Source organism: Dictyobacter formicarum (assembly GCF_016587435.1).
On the sequence record NZ_BNJJ01000001.1, the window covers coordinates 526,119 to 547,166 of the forward strand.

At 53.4% G+C, this 21,048-nt stretch carries 17 protein-coding genes and 2 pseudogenes; 10 read left to right on the forward strand and 9 right to left on the reverse strand.

Annotated features, from left to right (window positions below; translation table 11 throughout):
- Positions 1-29: 29 nt before the first annotated feature.
- Positions 30-2,132, reverse strand: a complete 2,103-nt coding sequence (locus JMI88_RS02045; protein WP_201360081.1) for a recombinase family protein — start codon at positions 2,130-2,132, stop codon at positions 30-32.
- A 216-nt stretch (positions 2,133-2,348) separates the two neighbouring features.
- Complete coding sequence (locus JMI88_RS02050) at positions 2,349-2,606, reverse strand: DUF5372 family protein (protein WP_201360082.1); 258 nt, start codon at positions 2,604-2,606, stop codon at positions 2,349-2,351.
- Positions 2,607-2,656: 50 nt separating this feature from the next.
- Between JMI88_RS02050 and JMI88_RS02055 the strand changes: the two are divergent.
- The 4 genes and pseudogenes from JMI88_RS02055 to JMI88_RS02070 all read left to right on the forward strand — a co-directional run.
- A pseudogene (locus tag JMI88_RS02055) lies at positions 2,657-3,007 on the forward strand (reverse transcriptase domain-containing protein); the annotation flags it as partial.
- A gap of 159 nt (positions 3,008-3,166) precedes the next feature.
- Positions 3,167-3,367 carry a hypothetical protein gene (locus tag JMI88_RS02060; RefSeq protein ID WP_201360083.1) on the forward strand — a complete coding sequence of 67 codons (201 nt, stop codon included), beginning with the start codon at positions 3,167-3,169 and terminating at the stop codon, positions 3,365-3,367.
- On the forward strand, positions 3,364-5,070 hold the full coding sequence (locus tag JMI88_RS02065; protein WP_201360084.1) for a recombinase family protein: 1,707 nt from the start codon (positions 3,364-3,366) through the stop codon (positions 5,068-5,070). The genes JMI88_RS02060 and JMI88_RS02065 overlap by 4 nt, the downstream gene beginning before the upstream one ends.
- Positions 5,039-5,206 carry a hypothetical protein gene (locus tag JMI88_RS02070; protein ID WP_236022772.1) on the forward strand — a complete coding sequence of 56 codons (168 nt, stop codon included), beginning with the start codon at positions 5,039-5,041 and terminating at the stop codon, positions 5,204-5,206. Before JMI88_RS02065 ends, JMI88_RS02070 begins: the two co-directional genes overlap by 32 nt.
- Before the next feature lie 7 nt (positions 5,207-5,213).
- On the opposite strand, the gene JMI88_RS02075 is transcribed toward JMI88_RS02070, so the two are convergent.
- Positions 5,214-6,314: a hypothetical protein gene (locus JMI88_RS02075; RefSeq protein ID WP_236022773.1), complete on the reverse strand. Its 1,101-nt coding sequence runs from the start codon at positions 6,312-6,314 to the stop codon at positions 5,214-5,216.
- A 212-nt stretch (positions 6,315-6,526) separates the two neighbouring features.
- On the opposite strand from JMI88_RS02075, the gene JMI88_RS02080 reads away from it, so the two are divergent.
- The 3 genes and pseudogenes from JMI88_RS02080 to JMI88_RS02090 all read left to right on the forward strand — a co-directional run.
- A complete protein-coding gene (locus JMI88_RS02080) occupies positions 6,527-7,333 on the forward strand; it encodes a group II intron reverse transcriptase (RefSeq protein WP_236022774.1) in 807 nt (268 codons plus the stop codon).
- Positions 7,334-7,726: 393 nt separating this feature from the next.
- Complete coding sequence (locus JMI88_RS02085) at positions 7,727-8,590, forward strand: phosphotransferase family protein (RefSeq protein ID WP_201360087.1); 864 nt, start codon at positions 7,727-7,729, stop codon at positions 8,588-8,590.
- A 519-nt stretch (positions 8,591-9,109) separates the two neighbouring features.
- Positions 9,110-10,150: pseudogene (locus tag JMI88_RS02090) on the forward strand (nuclease/transposase family protein); the annotation flags it as partial.
- A gap of 363 nt (positions 10,151-10,513) precedes the next feature.
- Here the strand turns inward: JMI88_RS02090 and JMI88_RS40485 are convergent.
- Entirely contained in the window at positions 10,514-10,747 is a 234-nt protein-coding gene (locus tag JMI88_RS40485; protein ID WP_373323722.1) for a helix-turn-helix domain-containing protein, read from the reverse strand.
- Between the two features lie 66 nt (positions 10,748-10,813).
- Between JMI88_RS40485 and JMI88_RS02095 the strand changes: the two genes are divergently transcribed.
- Positions 10,814-12,304, forward strand: a complete 1,491-nt coding sequence (locus tag JMI88_RS02095; protein ID WP_201360088.1) for an RNA-guided endonuclease TnpB family protein — start codon at positions 10,814-10,816, stop codon at positions 12,302-12,304.
- 47 nt (positions 12,305-12,351) lie between these two features.
- Here the strand turns inward: JMI88_RS02095 and JMI88_RS02100 are convergent, their stop codons facing one another.
- The 5 genes from JMI88_RS02100 to JMI88_RS02120 form a co-directional block, all read right to left on the reverse strand.
- Positions 12,352-13,317 carry an aminoglycoside phosphotransferase family protein gene (locus JMI88_RS02100; RefSeq protein WP_201360089.1) on the reverse strand — a complete coding sequence of 322 codons (966 nt, stop codon included), beginning with the start codon at positions 13,315-13,317 and terminating at the stop codon, positions 12,352-12,354.
- 497 nt (positions 13,318-13,814) lie between these two features.
- Positions 13,815-14,747, reverse strand: a complete 933-nt coding sequence (locus JMI88_RS02105; RefSeq protein WP_201360090.1) for a YobF C-terminal domain-containing protein — start codon at positions 14,745-14,747, stop codon at positions 13,815-13,817.
- 42 nt (positions 14,748-14,789) lie between these two features.
- Positions 14,790-15,170 carry an endonuclease/exonuclease/phosphatase family protein gene (locus JMI88_RS02110; RefSeq protein ID WP_201360091.1) on the reverse strand — a complete coding sequence of 127 codons (381 nt, stop codon included), beginning with the start codon at positions 15,168-15,170 and terminating at the stop codon, positions 14,790-14,792.
- A gap of 21 nt (positions 15,171-15,191) precedes the next feature.
- Positions 15,192-16,829 (reverse strand): M3 family metallopeptidase, encoded by a 1,638-nt coding sequence (locus JMI88_RS02115; protein ID WP_201360092.1) that lies wholly within the window; start codon positions 16,827-16,829, stop codon positions 15,192-15,194.
- Positions 16,830-17,129: 300 nt separating this feature from the next.
- Complete coding sequence (locus JMI88_RS02120; protein WP_201360093.1) at positions 17,130-17,426, reverse strand: nucleoside/nucleotide kinase family protein; 297 nt, start codon at positions 17,424-17,426, stop codon at positions 17,130-17,132.
- Between the two features lie 488 nt (positions 17,427-17,914).
- On the opposite strand from JMI88_RS02120, the gene JMI88_RS02125 reads away from it, so the two are divergent.
- Positions 17,915-18,544: a LysE family translocator gene (locus JMI88_RS02125; protein ID WP_201360094.1), complete on the forward strand. Its 630-nt coding sequence runs from the start codon at positions 17,915-17,917 to the stop codon at positions 18,542-18,544.
- A 356-nt stretch (positions 18,545-18,900) separates the two neighbouring features.
- The gene (locus JMI88_RS02130; protein WP_201360095.1) at positions 18,901-20,658 is read left to right on the forward strand and encodes a helix-turn-helix domain-containing protein; all 1,758 of its coding nucleotides are present in this window, start codon (positions 18,901-18,903) and stop codon (positions 20,656-20,658) included.
- Positions 20,659-21,048: the final 390 nt, after the last annotated feature.

The window sequence follows — 21,048 nt, forward strand, 5'->3', positions numbered from 1 at the left end:
CCACCGCTACAGTCTTACGTTACCATACATTAGCAAGCAGGCCGAGTATGTCGGTGCTTCCACTGTCGCTTGACTGGCTTGCGCAGAGCCTCGATGATCTCGTGGGTAAGCGTAATCCAGCGTGGTCCCAGTGGAGTCGAGCGCACGCTCTCCAGCCGTCCCATTTTGCACCAGTCGGCGATCGTGGAGACATCGACGTTGAGCAGTTCGGCGGCAGCTTTCGTCGAATAGCGCCCATCTCCCCGCTGCCCAGTTGGCGCGGCTTTCGGACGCTCTGGGCATCCAGCAGGAATGTGGTAGGCGTAGCGAATCCATTCAATTTTACTGACCGTAAACGAGCCTCCCATGCCAGCTCGCTCTCCTTCTTCATTCAGGAGAGCAGCAATCTGCGCATTGGTCTGTGCCGGAGACAACTCCCGCACGCGCTCGACCACTTGCGGGCTCGTTTGGCGTTCTTCCCACGACATTTTGTGACGTGGGATGGCAAGACGCGTGAGGGCCTCAGTCTGCCAGCGAATGGCGACATCAATGACGTTGCCACGCTTCGAGAGCGTCACATCCTTCATCAACCAGCGCAACAATTGTTTGCGTTGAGCAAAGGTCGTCGTGGGAGCGTGCCAGATAGCTGGCAAATCGTGGGCCAGGCTGCGAATCTGCTCGCGTTGCGAAGGAGTGAGCAAGAGAGCCGCTGGCTTGGGCCCCAGCGCATATTCGCGCTCCAGCTTTTCGACCTCGGCCAGTTTCTCATTCCATTCGCGCTCCAGGCTCCGAGCCACCAAACGATTGTCTGGATCAACCGCCTTGTAGCGCCGCCGGGCCAGGTCTGCTTCATATTGCGCGCGCTCAATTTGCCGCTGCCATTGGCTCTCTACCTGTTTAGCGCGTGCTTCCAGCGAATCGAGGGCAGAGAGAGCGACCTCCAGATGTGCAGGCTGGATTGCCTCCAGAAAGCACTGCACCACGGCGCGATCGATCCGATCACCGCGCATGGTTTGGCAGGTTTTCGTCCCAAGCTGCCGATGGGCCTGGTTACACTCGTACATCAACAACGAGCCATCGCGTTGATAGCGAATGCTCATCCGACGGCCACAGGAGCCACACAGGACAATCCCCTGCAGCAGTGATGGACCCGAACGAATGGCCCCACGATGCTCTTCGGCGCGCCAGGTCCGGTTATCATCGAGTTGCCGTTGATTGGCCAGGAACTGGTTCCAAGAGATGTAGCCAGGATGCTGATCCAGGCGCACAATCGCCCAATCCTCTTGTGGAAGACGGCGCGTGCGCCCCTTGACACGGGGTTCTTCTCCAGGCAGCGTGCGGCTGCGGAACTGGGTGCGCCCGTAGGCATAGGCACCTGCATACAGTGGGCTATGCAGGATATTGAGAACCCGCCCGTGCGTGAGCCGTCCCCAAATCAATTCATCCGCCTGTTTGCCACCCCACCAGCGTGTTGGGAAGCGCAGATGCTGTTCGGCAAAGGAGGTCACGACCGCCAGGGCCGAGCCGAACTGCTCAAAGAGCGCAAAGACCAAGCGCACGGCTTCCTGCACGGCTTCATCAGGATCCAGCACGATCCGACCAGCTGGATCGTACACCAGGCCAATGGGCAAACGAAAGTGCAAGACCCCTTGCTCTGCTTTGGCCACCTTTCCTCCAAGCAACCGACTTTTCAGCCAGTGGAGCTCGGCTTCCGACATACTGCCCTTGAAACCCAGCAACAATCGATCGTTATGCAAGCCAGGATCGTAGACCCCTTCTTCGTCAATGACCAGCGTGTCAGTCAACGCGCAGATTTCCAACAGGCGATACCAGTCGCTACAGGAGCGAGCCAAACGCGAGACTTCCAGGCTGAGCACTGCTCCAACGTGCCCAAGGCCTACTTCTGCCACCAGCCACTGAAAGCCGTCTCGGCCAATGGCGGAAGATCCCGAATGCCCTTGATCCTGATCCACGACCTGGATACTGGGCGTTATCCATCCCAGATCTAGAGCTCGCTTCACCAGGTCATATTGTCGCATCGAGCTTCCGGTATTTTCTCGCACTTGGAACAGTGTCGATTGCCTGACGTAGATGACGGCAAGACGGTCAAGATGGTCAGGACGGATTTTGGTCGCGGGATATCGAGCAAGCACGGGACTTCTCCTCTTCGCTTTCCTCGTCAGACAGACGAGCGATTACGATACACAAGGCTAACTGAGCTAAGAGGGCAATTACACGAGTTCGGAGGTCACCCGAGAGGGCAGACCAGACTTGGGCAGGAGTCACCTGCGCTTGGGGTGAAGAGGGGCGTGCCAACATCCATACACCTCCTTGGAGAGCAGCCGCTACATGACAGGAAACTAGCTGTATCATATCTCAGGTTCTCCATTGAGGCGCTGCTGCTGTGCAATCCACTGGGCCATTTGCCACAAGCCTTCGAGCAAAAGCAAGGGCGGTTCCACTGCGTCGGGATCAACGAGGGGAGGGCCTGCGTAGTCTGTCAAGCTGGCAGCGATTGCCGCGTGATAGCCATCAGGCAGACGAATGATGAGGTCAGGATTTGGGCCTCGCCTGAGGCGGACAAACTGCACGCGCTGGCCATGCAATGGATGGTGGGGATGAGTCACCGTGACCCATTTCCCAGATGGGTTGTCAAAGGAGGTAGTGTGCTGTGAAGATGCCCGTCATTGCTGACCGCTGCCTTCAAGCGATGGTAAAAAATGCCCTTGAACCCTTCTGGGAAGCCAAGTTTGAAGGGACAAGTTATGGATTTCGTCCAGGTCGAAGCTGTCATGATGCCATCGCCAAAATCTATGTCTTGGCCCGTCCAAACAAAACCAAGAAATGGGTGCTGGATGCTGACATTAAATCAGCTTTTGATCAAATCTCACATGAAGCGCTCCTCCAGGTCATTGGGCCAGTTCCTGGAAGGGAACTGATTAAGCAATGGCTCAAAGCTGGATATGTCGAAGAAGAAGTCTTTCATGCAACAGAACAGGGAACGCCACAGGGTGGTGTAATCACGCCTCCTACAATGTTGCCAAAAAGGTTCTGAGTTTCGTGTATCAGAGAGCGATCCCACGAACTCAACTGTGTGCCGCCTACGGACAAGGCTTCCATGGTGCACCCCTTGATTGCAATGTGCATCAAGTGGAAGATACAGGGACGCGAGGTCAAGGAGATCATCATGACCAGACGCGCTCGCAAACATCCGATGACGTTGGAGGTGCACATCATGTTTGAACCCAACCGTGAAGAACATCAGGTGCTGCATCACGCCTACAGTTTCCTCCTTCCCCTGCCAAGGCGACGATTGTTGACACCCGTGGACACCACGCCGATCTCAGCTCAAATGCAGGACCCGCTGGGAGAAAGGAAACACTCATGAATGATCTGCAAGTGGCCATCTATGCTCGTGTTTCCTGCGAGCAGCAAAGCGAGGCCAGAACCATTGAGAGCCAGGTGAGCGAACTGCGTGCCTATGTCCATACCCAGGGTTTGTCGCTTCCCAAGGAGCATGAGTTTATCGATAACGGCTACAGTGGCGCTACCCTCATCCGTCCGGCTTTGGAGCGACTGCGCGATGTGGCGGCTGCGGGAGGTATTGATCGGCTCTATGTGCTCTGTCCCGATCGCTTCGCGCGCAACTATGCCCATCAGGTGCTCCTGCTGGAAGAGTTTCTCCGAGCGGGGGTTGAGGTCAATTTCCTCAATCGAGAAGTTGGACAGACCCCGGAAGATCACCTCTTGTTACAAGTGCAGGGCATGATCTCCGAATATGAGCGGGCCAAGATCATGGAGCGCAGTCGGCGTGGCAAGCGGCACGCTGCCCAGGTGGGCATGGTGAGCGTCTTAAGTGCCGCACCCTATGGCTATCGGTATATTGGCAAACATGAGGGAGCAGGTGAAGCACGCTTCGATATCCTCCTGGAGGAGGCGCGCGTCGTTCGTCAGATCTTCAGCTGGGTCGGGCACGATCGCTGTTCCATTGGTGAGGTGTGTCGTCGGTTAACGGTGGCCAAAGAACAAACGAGGACCGGCAAAACGGTCTGGGATCGTAAGACGGTCTGCGATATGCTCAAAAACCCGGCCTACAAGGGAATGGCCGCTTTCGGAAAAACGAGCGTGGAACCACTGCGACCACGTTTACGAGCACAGCGAGGGCGTCTCATGCAACCCAAACGAGCAGTGAGTACGCAAGAGGTTTCTCCTGAACAGTGGATGTCAATTCCCGTTCCAGCGCTGATCAGCGAGGATCTCTTTGAAAGCGTCCAAGAGCAACTGCAAGAGAATCGGCAACGTGCTCGCATTGGAAAGCGTGGAGCACGCTACTTGTTACAGGGCTTGCTGGTCTGTGGGTGTTGCGGATACGCTTATTACGGGAAAGCGATTAGCCCAGCTGCACGAAAAGGACATGAGCGGGCCTACGCCTATTATCGTTGCATTGGCTCGGATGCCTACCGCTTCGGAGGCGAACGCTTGTGCTGGAACAAGCAACTGCGCACCGATCTCGTTGATGAAGCCGTGTGGCTGGAAGTGTGCCGATTGCTGGTGGATCCGACACGATTAGCCCATGAATATCGGCAGCAAGTGCAAACAGCGCAGGTGGCACCAGAATTGAAAGGGCTCCAGACGAACCTGGGACGATTGCGACAGGGCATTGCGCGTCTGATCGATAGTTATGCCGAAGGAGTCATTGACAAAACAGAATTTGATCCCAGGATCACACGCATGCGTGAACGTGTCAGACAACTCGAAGAACAGGTACAACAAATTCAGGATCAGGAGAGTTTAGAGCAGGAGTTGCAGGTAATTATTGGACGTTTAGAAACATTTTCGACGAAGGTGAACCAGGGGCTTCACAACGCCGATTGGCTCACGCGTCGCGAGATGATCCGCACGCTGGTGAAACGCGTCGAAATTGATCAGGAGAAGGTGAACGTGGTCTTTCGTATTAGCCCCAACACGCCATCAAACCCATCAGATTCTCGTCCTCAAAATTTGCAACATTGTAGGAGGCGTGATCAGCCCACTATTGGCAAACATTGCGCTGCATGGGATGGAGGAAGCTATTGGGGTAAAATACAATAGCAAAGGAGAAATTGCCGGAAAGCGGGCTATCGTGAGATATGCGGACGACTTTGTTTGTTTTTGTGAAAGCAAAGAAGACGCCGAAAACGTACAAGAACTCCTCTCGGAATGGCTGACAAAACGAGGATTGTGGTAGAACAACACTAACTGGTGACTGAGCACAAAACCCCCTTTCGGAGAAAAACCCGAGGACGTTGAGGTGTCACCGGATTAGTCGGAGAACGTTTTCGCGGACGTCCTCGCCGTTTTGGTTCGATCCAAGCAGTCGGAGCCACTTTGTATGTTAACAATTCGGACACGCTCCAGATATGAGTGGTAAGCCCACTAGCCATCGCAGGTGTACACGCTGATCCCAGATGTGTTGGTTTGCTTAACTCATGATGCGGCCAACAAAAATTGTAGGTGCAGCCGATCAGATACATGCCACGTTCCAGACCATCCAAACGGCATGCTGCATGACGACATTTGCGTGTCAACGCCGCCAGTCGTTCCCGCATCGTTCCATTCAAGCGTTCAATAAAAGCCGTATTGAGCACCGTTCCTCCTCCTGAGACCTGCAGCAGCCGCTCGGCTTGCTCCAATGCTCCTCGCGTCATCGTGCGCGTCACTTCGACGACCCGTCTTTTCTCGGTTCGCTTGATCACCGTAGCAATACAAAGCTCCGACCACACCTGCAAACAAGCTCGTCCTCGTCCAGTCGTCTTCTTGACCTTCTCGCGAAAAGCTCTTTGAATACTTCCCGGGTATGCTGCCCAACCATCGGTACAGATCAAGATGGCCCTCATGGCTTGCGAGCAGGCTCGAACCTGTTGTAACAAACAATCTGCCAGGCTCCGGTCTCGTGTTGGACTCACCACGCCAGCCAGCCACAAACGCGATGAGACCATCATGGCGAGCCCCATCCAGGCAATTATGGATCGCCCTTTGACACGAATTTCATCAGCTTGCACGTGCGTAAGATCCAATGCTCCCGTTTCAACGATGGCATGATGAACGCGTTGGCAGTGAGCTCCAGCACGATCCCTCCAACTGGCGATCGTTCGTTCATCCAATCCATAGGCATGCACAATCGCCTGAATTGGACAACCATAGGCCAACAACGTGACGACAATCACAATGAGTTCTGTCGGTTTGCGAAGTCCTTCAAGCATCGTGCCTCGGCGTGCGCTAAAGGTTTGGCCACAGGCACGACAGCGATATCGTTCACGTTTACGGCAATGAATACGAATGTTGCCCTCACCCATTTTACCTCTTGCGGAACACGCCACATTCGGGCAAAATTGGTGAGACGCGTCCATCGGCTTTTTTGTCCTTGTTTGCATAAGCACATCATGCCGAGGTGCGTCGTTTTTTTCAACCCTTCCCCTCTATTTCACCAGTTAGTGGAGTCCTACCAGGATTGTCCCTCTCAAAGGAAAAAACTCGCGTTGCTCACCTCACGAAAGGATTCAACTTCTTGAGTTTTCACATTAAACACTACCCTGCGCCCCAAACGTCAAAAACGGGGTGGAAACTCTTAATCAAACCCAGCAAAGAAGCGGTAGCAGAGCTGCGACAGAAACTCTGCGCCCAATGGAAAAAGGCTCAAGGGACCAATGTGCAATCGGTGCTAGCAAAGCTCAATCCCATCATTCGTGGATGGGCCAATTACCACCGCATTGCAGTAGCAAAAGAGATCTTTAACAAGCTGGACCACTGGATGCTCCGAAAGGCAGAACATTACACCAAATGGATGCACCCCAACAAATCCGCAGAGTGGCGGCACCAGAAGTACTGGGGACGGTTGCACCTAGACCGGCTTGACTCCTGGGTGTTTGGCGACAAGCCAACTGGAGGGTATCTGCTCAAATTTAGCTGGTTCCCGATTGAACGGCATAAGCTCGTCAAAGGCAGGTCATCACCTGATGATCCAACACTCAAAGACTACTGGATGAAGCGGCAGGCGGCAAAGGCCCGCGATTTAACGTTTTCCAAACAGAAGTTAGCAAAGAGACAAAAAGGTCGATGCCTTGAATGTGGAGAATCCCTCTTCAATGAGGAAGAGATTCAGGTTCATCATCGTCTGGCAAAGTCTCTCGGGGGAAAAGATCTCTACAGCAATCTTGCGCTAGTTCATTTGCTTTGTCATCAACACATTCATGCGGTGACTGAGCGTAGCATGCGAGACTGCCAACAGTACAATGACCGAGAGCTACTGATGGAAGAAAAGCGCATGCACCACCAGTCACAACAGGAAGAAAACAAGGAGTTGTGTGGTTCGTGATGTGCTTGAGCCGTGTGCTCGGAGACGGGCAAGCACGGTTCTGAGGGGGCTGAGGGGCAGCAATGCCCCCTGGCTACCCGATTGTAAATGGCGTACCTCATCGAGAGATCGGCAGGGATGCTCATGGCCGCACACAGGTATTCAGACCTGAATCACCTCTACCATTTGCGTGCGCGAAAGGATTGATATGCTTCATCATTGTCAAAAGTGTCTGGCACTTTTCCGCCAGCGCTTTATTCTCATTAATCGCAGCTACACAGTATTGTGGTTAGGAAGCACTATCTCGTTCATCGGTGACATTCTTTTTATGACTGTCCTCACTTTATGGATTGGAATGCTCCTTCATAACCAGAGCTGTGCACCACTCGCCACTAGTGGTAACGGAGGGCAACGATGAAGACATCAGAAGTTCCGCGTGCGGTGGCGGCGGGTATGTCCACGGCATCAGCGCTTGGCCTGAGGGTCGATGACGCAGTTGTTGTTCACGACTCCAATCGCATCGCTGTGCGCCTACTGCCTTGTGACGTTCTTGCTCGGGTGGCCTATGTAGCGCATCAGGCGGGCGCCAAGTTCGAGGTTGAGGTCGCTCGGCGGCTCGCCCAAACCGATAGTCCAGTAGCTGAGCCTGAGCCTCGCGTGGAGCCGCGCGTCTACGTGCGTGGCGGCTTCGCGGTCACGCTGTGGAAATACTACGAGCCTGTGCCGTCTCGTGACATCGCACCATCCGAGTATGCGCAGGTTCTGGAGTGGCTGCATGCCGGCATGCGGCAGATCGATGTGACTGCGCCGCACTTCACGGATCGAATCGCCCAGGCGCAGTCGCTGGTTGGCAACCGCGCCCACACTCCGGAGCTTCCTGACACAGAGCGGGAGCTTCTCAGCAAGACTTTGCGAAACCTGAGGCGCGCCGTCGAAAGGCGTGGCGCCGGCGAGCAGTTGCTGCACGGCGAGCCGCATCCGGGCAACTTGCTCAGGACGAAGAGAGGGCTGCTCTTTGTAGACCTCGAGGCATGCTGCCGCGGGCCTGTCGAGTTCGACATCGCGCATGCGCCCCAAGAAGTCAGTGAGTCCTACCCGGCAGCCAATCAAGACCTGCTTCGCGATTGTCGGATCCTCGTGCTCGCGATGATCGCAACGTGGCGCTGGGATCGAGACGACCAATTCCCGAACGGGCGCCAACTGGGCGCAGAGTGGCTCAGCCAGATCCGAGCAGCGCTCGATCGCCACGAAGCTGGTGGCTCGGACGGCGCCCAATAACCCCACCGCTGGAGAAATGCGAATGGGCAATCCCCCAGTGGCGCCTGAAACCACAGCGCTGGAGCACCCCTAGTTCGGTGCAGGCCCAGGACTCCCGGACGTGCGACGAGCCCATCCCTTCCACACAGTCCGCGCCTGCGCCGCCAACCCCCTCCGCCGAGAAAGGCTCCTTCCGCTCAGGCCCCGGGCTCCCCAAGCCCGGCCCGCACCAGTTCCCACCTCGATCTTGGACGTTCGTCATCATCTCGAGCAGCTGCTGATCGCTCCATCGCGCACTCCCTACCCCCGCAAAGAAGCTGGCAAGTAACGGCCCTCGAGTATGAATGGACCGGATGACAACGCTAAGCGCTTAGCGTTGTCATCCGGTCCATTCATACTCGAGGGCCTATTTACACTCTTTTTGCTGATACCCTAGATGTGAAGCGGTTTGCCCAAGTAGTTTTGTGCCAGTGCTCATATGGGGGGGCAAGTGCTAACGTCGGAGGGCAAAACCTGCTCACTTCGGATGTCATTTACCAGGTGGCTCATGGCCTCAGGCACCGCATCAAGTACGCCCGTCTCGTCCAACGTGCCGCCAGCAGTCCCAGGGCAGCCGGAGCCGATGCGCAAGGGTATCGCTATGTGGTCCAACTGGCTCTGGAGGGGACGCCCCACCACAAGCCAAAGCACCCCATTGGGCAGGGCATCGTGGGTGGAGACCTGGGACCCTCGACCCTGGCGCTGGTTCCTCAGCAGGGAGAGGCGAGCCTGCAGGTCTTCTGTGCGGAACTGGCCCCCGATGTGCGTGGCATCCGTCGTTTGCAGCGGCAGATGGGCCGACAACGGCGTGCGGGCAATCCTGAACACTTTGACGAGCAGGGACGCATCACGAAGCAGGGCAGCAGGACGTTGCGGTGGAAGCAGAGCAAACGGTACCAGGCCACGCGGCGGCGCAAGGCGACCACAGAACGGAAGCTGACGGCCCACCGCAAGAGCCTGCACGGGCGCCTGGTGCATCAGGTGTGCGCGCTGGGCACCACCATCATCATCGAAAAGATTTCCTACAAAGCGTGGCAACGTCAGTATGGCAAGAGCGTGGGACTGCGAGCCCCGGGGATGTTTGTGGATCAGTTGAGACGCACCGTTGCAAGCACAGGCGGCATCCTCGTTGAGGTTCCCACACGCACAACCGCGCTGAGCCAATGGTGCCACGGCTGCGGCCGAAAGGTCAAGAAGCCGCTCTCGCAGCGCTGGCATCACTGTGCCTGCGGCGTGGGACCTGTCCAACGCGACCTGTATTCAGCCTTTCTGGCCGCCTATCTGGATCCAGCGGATCCCACTCCCTCGTGTGCCCAATACCAGCCGTATTGGGAGGGTGCGGAAGTGCGCCTGCGGGCAGCACACGAGTGTCTTATGCAACGTGCGAAAGAGGGGCAGGTTCTGCCCCGAAGCTTGGGCATCACCCGAGCCGGAGCGCGTCTGCCCGAAAGTCCCGAGGAACCCCTACAAGAGTCAGCCGTGCTGCTGCGGCATGCACGGCTGGAAGCGTGGGAAGAACCTCTGGAACCCCCGCCGCTTTAGCGCGGGGAGCTTCAGTCTATTCAAAATGTCTTAGATGATCAGCTATTTAGCAAGGGTAGTGCTTCCTGCATAATTCATCATGGAGACCAGGTGCTCAATTTGAGAACAAAATCGAAATCGTTCTACTAACACTTATACGACCTCCAAATTGCTTTTTCGGGCGTTTTCTCCATTTGCCGCAATATGGTAAATGTCTTTTCATAACAAAATCGCCAAAAAACGCCGTTTTCGGCGTCTCATAGCCTGGCTTATGTCTCCAATCGTACACAATCGCTTTTTCGCCCACTCAAATTTTAACTTTGACGCATGGGGCTTTAGCCCGCCGCAAGCCGCCGCCTTTTGAAGGCGTGCAGTGAGGTGTGCTCAGGCTTTCGTCCGTGGCCCCTTTGGACCTGGCTTGCGTGTTTTGGCAAGAAAAGCCTCAAGAGAATCGGTATAGATAAGCCAATCTCTGACCACTTGAAACCCTTCGAGCTTGCCTTGTCTGAGCAGAAGCGTCATATAACTGGTTGACAAGCCCGAGCGCTCAGCCGCTTGTGTTGTTGTGAGATACGGTCTCTGTTGTTCCATACCCACAATGTACCACGAATATTTCATTCTTGACAAATCACTCGTGCAGATAGTATAATTCGTCTAGAACGATTAATTTGAAAGGAGCTAAGAATGGCGAAGGCGATGACCACCATCAGGCATGTCATGAGCTATCAACCCCATCACGGTGACTGGTTCGCCTCCAACCAGGCTCTTTTCAATCAGGTTGCCGCCTTTTATTTTGATGTGATTCAAGCGCATAGTATGGTGCTCGATCATCCCAAGAAAGAAGCCCTGAGCATTCTTGAAACGCTTACCCATACCACACAACGCAACCCCAACCCCGTCATGCCTCTTTCAGACATTGCCGAAGACATTCCTGCCTATTTTCGCCGAGCGGCCATTCATGCATCATTAGGTTCTGCTCACTCCTTTCACACTCACCTTCAGAAATGGAAACAGCGAAAAGAGAAGGCCATCGTCAAAGGCAAGACGTTTCATGAGCGTCCACCCGTTCCCCCGCGCACATGGAACAAATCTGTGACGCTCTATCAAGGCATGTGGAAGGAACGGAACAACACGAGCATCATGATCAAGGTCTGGACCGGGGTATGTTGGAGTTGGATAAAAGTTCGCATTATCGGGCGTGAACTGCCCTCTGATGTGGAACCAGGAAGCCCTTCTCTGGTTCTTAAAGGCAATCAGTGGTGGTTACATACCCCGGTTGAAAAGCACTTTCACAGTCCTGAAAAAATCGCGACGCAAGTCACCACGAATACACAGACAAAACTGTGTGCTGTTGACCTCAACATCAATGAAAATCTGGCTGTGTGTACCGTCCGAACTGTCGAAGGTACGATCCTTGCCACGAAGTTCATCAAGGGTGGCAAAGAGATATCCGGCTTTAGGAAGAGGCAGTTGGGCCGTATTGCACGCAACCGATCTCGGACAGGCATCATGGCAGAAGGCCAACAAGACAATACAGACCTCTGGAAAAAGATTCGCCAGGTGGATGAACAATGCGCTCATCGTATCAGTGCACGCATTGTCCAGTTTGCCCAACAGCATCAAGCCACCATCCTGGTGTTTGAACACCTGGGCAATCTCAAGCCTGCGAAGGGCAAGTATAGCCGTAGAGACAATACCAAACGGGCCTACTGGATGAAAGGGCGTATCTTCACATACGCCAGATATAAGGCATACAATATGGGTATGCTTACCAGTCGAGTTAGCCCAAGGAATACGAGTCGGGAATGTGCCTGGTGCCACAACCTGATTATTCGTTACCATGCAGACCAACCAGCAGAAGGATACACGCTTGGTGCTCCCTTAGCCTTCTGCCCTTCCTGTGGGATGTATGGGAATGCAGATAGAAATGCCAGTCTGGTCATCGGTCAACGCGTCATAGAACGGTATTACCTACAGGAAAAGCCTCTCGCTCTTCGGAGGGTGTTGAAAAACACAGGTGTTGCTGTCTCCCAAGACGCCGGATGTGAAGAAGGACCATCTATCCTTGTCGCAGGGCATGGAGACACCAACGAGCATGGCACCGCTCAAGATGCGTTGTTCAGGATGGATGAACACCCATCGGATATTCCTCACCAACTACGGTTTCTCTTTTGAGACGTAGCTATACTACCTATTCTCTTGAAGCCGCGTACGTAGGAGTGTCAGAAGCTGCGGGGTTTTAACCCCTGCGGAGTGTCACTATTTGTGTCTGCGTATTGAATACTTCCCTCTATCCAGCTGTCAATGTATTCTTCAATCTCCCGCACAGTGTCAGTTTGCGTGAACCCATCAAGGTATGCGGTGAGATAGAAAAAGAAAAAATGATAGCAGTAATACGCCAGCCGTTCTAAACGCAGGGTGTGTCTAATGCCGTTCTGACACAGAGCATTATAAAAAGCGTCCCTTGCCCAATCCCGGCAGCACATGACCCATGCGTCACGTTCCGGCGGCGCGAGGATGGGGTTGTCCCAATCCACGATGAAGTACCTGTCACCGTTCACAATCAGATTTCCTCCGGCATCGCCGTGGGTGATGAAGAAGTCCGCCGTGTCACCTCGGCACAGCTCGGCAAAGTATTTCAACCTCTTGGCTCTATGCTCCAGCTTGGCGCGATTTTTCTCAAGCAGTGAGTGAATCTGTATGTTATCCAGCGCGTTCCATTGCTCGAAGAACTTATCGGCGCTTTTGCCCGAAAAATCTTCACGAAGAATGGGAACGCCACAAGACGGAACTGCGTATACCTTCGCCAGCATTTGATATTCCGGGATTTTTGTAGCGTCTGTTTCTCTGTTTTCACCGTCAATCCAGTTGAAAACGCCGAGTATTGCGCCGTCAAATCGTGTGGACAGGTCGTCGTCTTTTGTCTTTACGATTCGGCTGATGAAGTCAATGCCGTGGTCACATAGGTGCTGGATTATAGAAAAGCTGCGTTCATAGACGGCTTTATGCGCGGTGGGGTAAACCAGTTTTAGAAAATAGCTGCTATTCGTAGCGTCCAGCCGCCACGTTTCACCGTAATAGCCGCGTTTTGCGGGAGCTAGTACGGCGGCGCTTATTCCATATTCCTGCCTGATGAACTCAAGCAGACGATGTTGGTATTCCTCGGAACGGGGGATGTTGCTGTACAATGATTCCTCACTCCTTTTAAATAATAGCCCGCACTCCCTGACAAGAGCCAGTTTAGCATCCGATTGAACTTCATGAACTTTGCGTTGTCAAGAACTATGTTGTCAATGAATGTGTCAACATCCTCCAAACGGCGACGGAGTTGGAAGAAGCGCATGGCAGTTTCGTTAATTACACAATAAGCCGTCCTGAGTTTCTTCCCAATTGTCCAATAACTGTTTTTCTGTCGACTAAACCGTCTCCAAATGACTCAAATGATTGAAACTGGTGCTATTATAGCGCAAAATCAGGCCGACAGGCACACCGAATGTGCCCAAGAGCCACATGGTAGGTCATTTACCACCTTCGCCACGGCCCTGACGGGGTGGCAGCAGCTCCGGCTTTCAGAACTGCTGCCAACACCAGTTCCTCACTCCCAGCTTCGTCTTGTCAGAGGTCGAGAGCGTTTTCACACCCAGGCACAGATCGCTAGCGCACAAGCAAGAGGTGCCAAGCTGTATCAGGGTTGGAAGATGGCTATCAAGCGCTCTTCTAGCGTGGCAACCTGCTCGATCAAAGTGGCAACCTCGGGCCAGGAGCGCTGCACACCAATATACTGGGCCTGACCAAGCAGGCGAGCCTGCTCTTCGATCAGGTCTGCTGCCTCAGATTGGTTCGCCTCTCTCAGAAAGAGCTGGGCATCCACCTTGTGCCTGAGTCCAAGGGGCAGGGCAAAGTAGAAGAGATGCACAGCGAGCTTCTCAGGCACCTGGGTGCGAAAGGTTTGAGCGAGCATGCGCAAGACCGTAACCCCGCCGTACAGCCCTGGCTTCCAGAGTTCTTGTCGCAGATTGGCGCGAATATGTGGCAAGGTTCGCTCGATCATCTGCTTCCAGTTGCTTGCCTCTCTGGATCGAAAGGCCGTGCGCATGGTGTAGGGTTCATCCGTATATACGAGATCGACGCCCTCGGCTCGCCAGGCTTTGAGCAGGTTTTCCACCGGCAAGGCGATGCAAGGGAACCCTTTGGGATCGTGAACCAGAACGTGATCCTCCTCCATCGTGAGCACCACAATATAGTAATCCGCGCCGAGCAGATAGGGATGATTGGGATTGTAGGTCAGATAGCCCATATTCAGGGGACCAATCAGCACCGAACCGTGTTGGACGGCTGCACACAGACGCGCCAACGCCTCCCCCTCGTCGCCGCCGCGCTCCAACGTACACGTCCACCCGAGCGTCTCTATCGCACGCGTCAGTCCGAGATCGGGATTGGGGCCACTGAAAAAGAAGAGTTCAGCTTCCTTGAAGTACGTGTAGCCGAAAGGCAGTGTGGTAAGACATTCGAGAAAACCGGTTGGGGGCAGGCTCTCGGGGGGTGCTCCGCTTCCGAGTAGACTCATATGCAAGCTGTTGGCAAAACAATAATCGCCGCTTCCAATATATGGCAGCATGGAAATTCCTCCTCATCTAAAACGTCACGCGCGTCTGGCAGTTCAAACTGCCCAACCGTCAGGATAGCCCGCTTGCAGGTGTGTCGTGCAAAGATGGAGGAGTGAGCCATTCCATTCAACGTCGATACTCAATAAGGTTTTATGCATGGTAAATTCCGTCAGCGGGCCTTTATGAAGTATAGGAAGCTGATAATTGCAAACACACGAGACGGGCAAGCGACTGAGCCAGGCCACATGGAATGTGTTGTTGGACTCGCCAAAAATCAATTCCATATTCAGCGCGCCTGCTAATTTCTCGACATTGCTTCGGTCATTGGCTTCTTGAAGGGCTACCATATCAGGATTCTGCTCACGTAAGATCTGCGCAATCAATGGAATCCTTCCCTGCCCTCCATAAAAGATGTTATAGGTGACAATTCTCATTCCATCCACATTCCTTTGAAGTTAGCCCCGAAGTTGAGCGGCCAGAAAACCCGCAACACTTTTCACCACCCCTGGCTGTAAGGGGAAATCCGCGCCTGCTGCCTGGAACAGATCCGACAATTGCCGTGTTCCTCCCAGCGTGAGCGCCTCGCGATAGACCCGCCAGGTAGTACGGTGATCGAGACTGGCTTGCTGATAGAGTTGCAGTGCTCCCATATGAGCCAGAGCATACTCAAGCATATAGAATGGTTGTCCAAAAATGCGTCCATCCTGCTGCCAACCATGAGCACATTCGTGTTCATACCTGCTCCAGTTCACATCTGGCTCAAATTGGTGTAACAACTCCATCCATTTGGCGTCCAGTTGCGACACTTCGACCTCTTCCGGTGCTTCGGTATATAACCAGTGCTGGAACACATCGAAGCAGGCAATATAGGGGAGCCAGCGTAGTGGCTCATACAAGAGAAATGCCTGGAACCGCGCACGCTTTGAGACAGGATAGAAGCCACCTTGATCCTGGAAAAGAAAAGGGGTGGCCAGATACGTCATACTGATCGCTGCAAACTCGGCAAACTCATCAGGGTAGTAGCATTGCCAGACGAGATCTTGATGCGTGTAGGCCAAAAAGTCATGCCATGCATGCCCGCACTCATGCATGAGTAACTGAACGTCCTCGTCAGTGCCATTGGAAAAGACACGGACACATGGGAGCTCGAAGATCGGGAAGAACCACTCTTCGCTGCCGTGCAGCATTCCAGGGCAAGCATCCACATCTAAAAAGCCTGCACGCATTCGCTCAAACATTCCACCCATTTCTGCATCCAGGCGCGAGAAGACCTTTGCCATGGCAGCTTCAAGATCTGCCGCCCTCTGAAAGGGTAAAGGACGGATGAGCTCCAATGGGGCCTGCTCAACTTCCCAGGGCTGGCGAAGACGACCCGGCCTGTGTGCCTGCTGCCAGGCTGTTTTCACTGGCAAGATCGAGGCTGCGAGCGTCTGGTGGAAAGCCAGAGCCTCATCAGGAGTGTACTCGGAACGGTTCAATTGCTTCCAGCGATAGAGCGTATACGTGGGAAAACCTGCCTGGCTCGCAAGCTGTCGGCGTTTAGAAAGCATGGCGAGAAAGATCTCATCGATCTGACCGCGAGCCTTCCGCCAGCAACCCTGCCGGATGCGCCAGCGCTCTTCTGGGGAACACTGCGGCGGCGTGGCTTCGTCGCACTGGTGGTCGATAGCGTTCGTCACCAGGAAATAGCGGTCCATCAACTCCGCGATCTCTCGCTCCAGCAGCACATTTTCCACCTGGTAGGCAGCAGCCTCCTGCTGAAAACGGCGGATCATCTCAGCGTGTTCCGGGACTGGCTCCCAGGTCATCTCGCGTAGCAGCTTCGCTTGGAGGGCGTGGTTGATTTCCTGAAACGGAGCAAAAATCTCATCTGTAAATCGTTGATAGGCTTGCCGAGCGCTCTCATCCTCAATATTCCGCGAGCGGGCACGCTTGTATCCCGCCTGCATTTCCCAGACATATTTCTCAAGCTCGCTTCCTCGCTGGAGCCATTTGGAGAGATGTGCGCGTGTGAGCGTTTCATGCAAGAGTGCCTGGTAATATGGCTCAAAATCTTGCCAGTTCTTTGGTGCAAAGTTCACTGGTATATGCATACATATGTTTCCTACTCTCTTGCCGTGGTACTACTGCCTTTCCCATACATCTGCAATTGTGAATACTTCATGTAGATTAAACAAACATACCATGAGGGCTGCTCGAAAGGCAAGGAAATTATCATTTGACTAATTTGTTGGCACTATTTCGTGGTCATCAACCCAATATGCTTCAAATTTCAGGTTGCATTCATCCAGCAGCCAGCACCAAGGCCACACCTTCGGTCAGAAGAACCGCTGCTTTGAACGAAGGGATGTTGACGTCCTGGTCGGCTAGCCCGGTGAGACGACATCGACGCATCAGGAGCTTTGACGCTTCTGCTGAATATGCTGAACTGCTATTTCAACCAGTTCATGAACGGGCCTTGTGCCATCGAGAATGAGGTCATTGTGCTTGAAGATACGCTCATTTAAAGCAAGGTAAAGTTCCCTATATCCGCCAGAGAGATAGGTTCGCAACCATTCAGTAAGGAGGTTATATCGATCATCTGGCTGTTGCATGACATAAGGAGGGTCGGTGAGACCTAAGAGACGACGCGCTAACGCAATATCGAGAGGGATATCTAATGCGATCACAAAATCGATGAGAGATCTCATGCTCTCTCTTTCGCGACCAAAGGGCTCCTCAATCACAATAAATGTCGCAGGCTCCAGTCGCTCTCCGCTCCAATGGATCGTGATCGCTTCTCTCCTACGGAGGGCTTCCAGATCCAGAACGAGTTGCGGTGTTTCCCACAGATCAGGATCCGCCCCATCTCTCGCCCACTGGATAAGATTATCGGGGTAGCGTGTGGACGAGACCTCGCCAACGGAGAGGTAACGCTATTGGTCAGTGAGAATGGAAGATAATGTTCGACCGTTAGCTTGATCAGCCTGCTCACTATCTTCTGTACTCACAGCACATTTTTCATGACAAATAGCAGAATTTTGTTTGGACCTTACACAGTTACGCTGATCAAAACGAATCTTTAGAACGTACAAGAACGTACATCGCTTGTGTCAAGGATAAAAGTCAGGTAAGCTACAAATACATGCACATCGTTTCTTATCTGTAGAGATGTTTTTGAAAGGAAGAATACCTCTTCATGCCGACGTTGACAGATTTGCTTTTCCTCTTGATGGCCGCTTTCCTGTTCAGTATTGTTCCAGGGCCAGACATGTTGTACATTATTGCGCGAAGCACCGGACAGGGACGCTCGGCAGGAATGATCTCTTGTTTGGGAACTGCCACAGGCGGACTGATTCAAACCATCATGGTCGCTTTAGGACTCTCCAGTCTCTTTCTTCTGGTGCCAGTTGCCTACGAAATATTGAAGGATATTGGCGCCATATATCTCGTCTATTTAGGCATACGTACCCTGCTGAGCCATCAAGGGGAACCTTCAATACTCACTCCCAAGAAGACCGCATTGGCCACAGTGTACGTTCAGGGGATGTTGAATACCCTCCTCAATCCCAAATCCGCTCTTTTCTACCTTGCTCTCCTTCCTCAATTCGTCGATCCAACCCAACACGATGTTACCTTCCAAATTCTCCTGCTTGGCCTTGTAACCAACCTCGTCGGGCTGACGGTCGAGATAAGCATAGCCACGCTCTCAAGCTTTCTTGGAGCATGGCTCAAAAAACGGTTGGGAGCAGCAAAGCTGCTTCGTTGGTTCACTGGATGTATCTTGATTGGACTCGGCGTCCGCCTTGCGCTCTCGAAACGACAATGATGAAACAGAAGGAAACATCTCTTCAACACTGAGTAGATGGCCTGTTTCGTCAAGAAGATTGTGTAGAGGTCACAAGCTCACTGCTAGTCGTCACGAGCTTCAAACGTGTTTTTCAAGTCTCTCAATGCATAACTATCGTCTCTCTCACAAAAGAGCGGTGAAAGATCGAGAAATGGGTTTGAGATCAAGGTAGAATGTGGTTAAAGGCTCTTTGTCCTCGGATGAGTCAGTGTGAGCAAGGTTGGCCGTTGATGGTTTCTCATCACGGCCAACCTTTCCGGCAATGCATATCTCATGCTGTTTTTGTATACAGGGTGTGCGACAGCACATGGAAAGAAGGCAGGAGAGTGGTGACCATGACACGAGCTAGACGAGAACGGCGAGAACGCACCGACAACTGGGAACTGATCCAACAGTGGTGCCGCACGCCAGAGCAACGGCTCTACGAAAGCATCAGACCCGTCACGTTATTTGGCATACCGCCTGCCGAACGAGCTCAAGAGACCGGGTTAGCCGAAAACACCTTGCGGCGGGCTGCTGACACCTTCAATTCACTCGGCATGGCAAGTTTGTTCCGTCCAACGAAGCAACAGCGAGAGGACCACCATCGCTCGCTGCCGGTTCCGATGCGCCAATTGATCGTGGATTTGAAGGCTGAGTATCCTGACTTCAGTCTGCGTGAGATCGCGGATATTTGCTCTGTCCGATTTGATCGTCGCCCCAGCCACAACACGGTCAAGCAGGTGCTTGTCGATGGCCCCACACCTTCACGCACCACGCGGCAGTATCCGCACTATGCCGATATCCCTGATCCCGCCGAACGCCGACTCGCGGTGCTTCGCTTGCACGCTCAAGGCTGGAGTGTGACGAGCATTGCCGCATACTTAGGCGTGGCACGCAAAACCATTTATCAGATTCTCAAACGCTGGGTTGAAGAAGGCGTACGCGGGCTGGAGGATAAATCCCATGCGAACACGAATCGGCAGTCCACCGTAGATATACGCACTCGCAACACGATTCGCAAACTGCAAGTCAATTCGCTCCTGGGCGAATACAGAATGCATGGTGCATTACTCCAACTCGGAATCCGGTTAAGTCCACGAACCTGCGGTCGGATTATGGCTGAAAATCGACAGTTGTATGGACTGGCCAAGCCCCACGCTGAGCAGAAAGAACCTCAACCTCATCCCTTTACCGCACGGTTTAGACACGAAATTTGGAGCCTGGATATTCGCTATATCGAGAAGCATCAGATTCCAGAGGTTCAAGGCCCTTTTTATGTCATTTCCGTGATGGATAACTTTTCACGGGCGATCCTGGCCAGTGACATCTATCAAGCCCAGGATCTGGCCTCAGTCCTCATCGTGCTCTACGCGGCTATTGAACAGCATGGATGTCCCCAACGCCTGGTCACAGACAACGGGAGTGTGTTTCGCGCCAAACAAGCAATGGCCATCTATGAAGCACTCGATATTCAGAAAAAATGGATTCACAAAAAGCAGAGCTGGGAAAATCTCATCGAGAGCCACTTCTCGATTATGAGACGGATGAGTAATTATCACTTCGAACAGGTTACCAACTGGGGAGGCGCGAAGCAGGTGCATCGGCGGTTTGTTGAGGATTACAACCAGCAACCGCATTGGGGACATCGCCGCCGTGATGACCACCATCACACACCAGCAGAAGTATTGGGATGGGTGAGAGGAAAAATGCGCACCTCAGAGCAATTGCATCGTATCTTTTACGCCACACGGTTTCTGCGTTCTCTCGACCGCTGTGGCTATGCCCGCTTTCGCCGTTGGAAGCTCTATGCAGAAGAAGGGCTGGCTCGGCGACAAGCGGTCCTCTGGCTCTATGGAGATACCTTAACCCTGGAATATGAGAATACTCCTTTGAGCCAATACACGGTGGATTACCAACCGGACAAGAAACACTTTCGCCGTGTCAAAGAGCCACGCCACTTTGAAACACCCTATCGCTCCCTGCAACAGTCGCTGTGGGAACGAGAGATCATCGAATGGCATTCCGCACAACGTCTCCCAGATTATGCTCCGCGCCGCTTGCACAAGCATCACACACATTATGTGCAGCCTCCCCTACTGAGTGATGAGTAGACTGATCATGGCTAATGATTGAGTCTTATCTTCCATTCTCACTGACCAATAGCGTTACCTCTCCACATGAAGTTTGGGTCGCGAAACCGATCGGGTGTTTTTCGTCACATGGCCTGCTGCCAAGATATCCTTCAAAGAGGGTATTTGCGTCAGAGGCTCATAGCGAGGGCTAGGCGATCAACGAACATCTGGCCACCTGGCTAGTGCGCAAAGAGGCCGAAAGCCGTTTTGGAGACGAACCGAGCCTTTTGAGAAACCCTGGCTTTATCACTTCTCATAGTTGACCGGACACTTCCCATATGCTATTATCACTCCTGCACTTGATTGTCTTTGACGTGTCTCTGCACGTTGCCAGTTCAGAAAGGAGGTGTAGTGATGCTTAGAAGCGCA

What these genes read in the sequence shown, in the direction of transcription:
- JMI88_RS02060 (WP_201360083.1), top strand. Translation starts at nt 3,167, where the DNA reads ATGACCAGACGCGCTCGCAAACATCCGATGACGTTGGAGGTGCACATC.
- JMI88_RS02065 (WP_201360084.1), top strand. Translation starts at nt 3,364, where the DNA reads ATGAATGATCTGCAAGTGGCCATCTATGCTCGTGTTTCCTGCGAGCAG.
- JMI88_RS02070 (WP_236022772.1), top strand. Translation starts at nt 5,039, where the DNA reads ATGGAGGAAGCTATTGGGGTAAAATACAATAGCAAAGGAGAAATTGCC.
- JMI88_RS02075 (WP_236022773.1), bottom strand. Translation starts at nt 6,314, where the DNA reads ATGGGTGAGGGCAACATTCGTATTCATTGCCGTAAACGTGAACGATAT.
- JMI88_RS02085 (WP_201360087.1), top strand. Translation starts at nt 7,727, where the DNA reads ATGAAGACATCAGAAGTTCCGCGTGCGGTGGCGGCGGGTATGTCCACG.
- JMI88_RS40485 (WP_373323722.1), bottom strand. Translation starts at nt 10,747, where the DNA reads ATGAAATATTCGTGGTACATTGTGGGTATGGAACAACAGAGACCGTAT.
- JMI88_RS02095 (WP_201360088.1), top strand. Translation starts at nt 10,814, where the DNA reads ATGGCGAAGGCGATGACCACCATCAGGCATGTCATGAGCTATCAACCC.
- JMI88_RS02105 (WP_201360090.1), bottom strand. Translation starts at nt 14,747, where the DNA reads ATGCTGCCATATATTGGAAGCGGCGATTATTGTTTTGCCAACAGCTTG.
- JMI88_RS02110 (WP_201360091.1), bottom strand. Translation starts at nt 15,170, where the DNA reads ATGAGAATTGTCACCTATAACATCTTTTATGGAGGGCAGGGAAGGATT.
- JMI88_RS02115 (WP_201360092.1), bottom strand. Translation starts at nt 16,829, where the DNA reads ATGCATATACCAGTGAACTTTGCACCAAAGAACTGGCAAGATTTTGAG.
- JMI88_RS02120 (WP_201360093.1), bottom strand. Translation starts at nt 17,426, where the DNA reads ATGAGATCTCTCATCGATTTTGTGATCGCATTAGATATCCCTCTCGAT.
- JMI88_RS02125 (WP_201360094.1), top strand. Translation starts at nt 17,915, where the DNA reads ATGCCGACGTTGACAGATTTGCTTTTCCTCTTGATGGCCGCTTTCCTG.
- JMI88_RS02130 (WP_201360095.1), top strand. Translation starts at nt 18,901, where the DNA reads ATGACACGAGCTAGACGAGAACGGCGAGAACGCACCGACAACTGGGAA.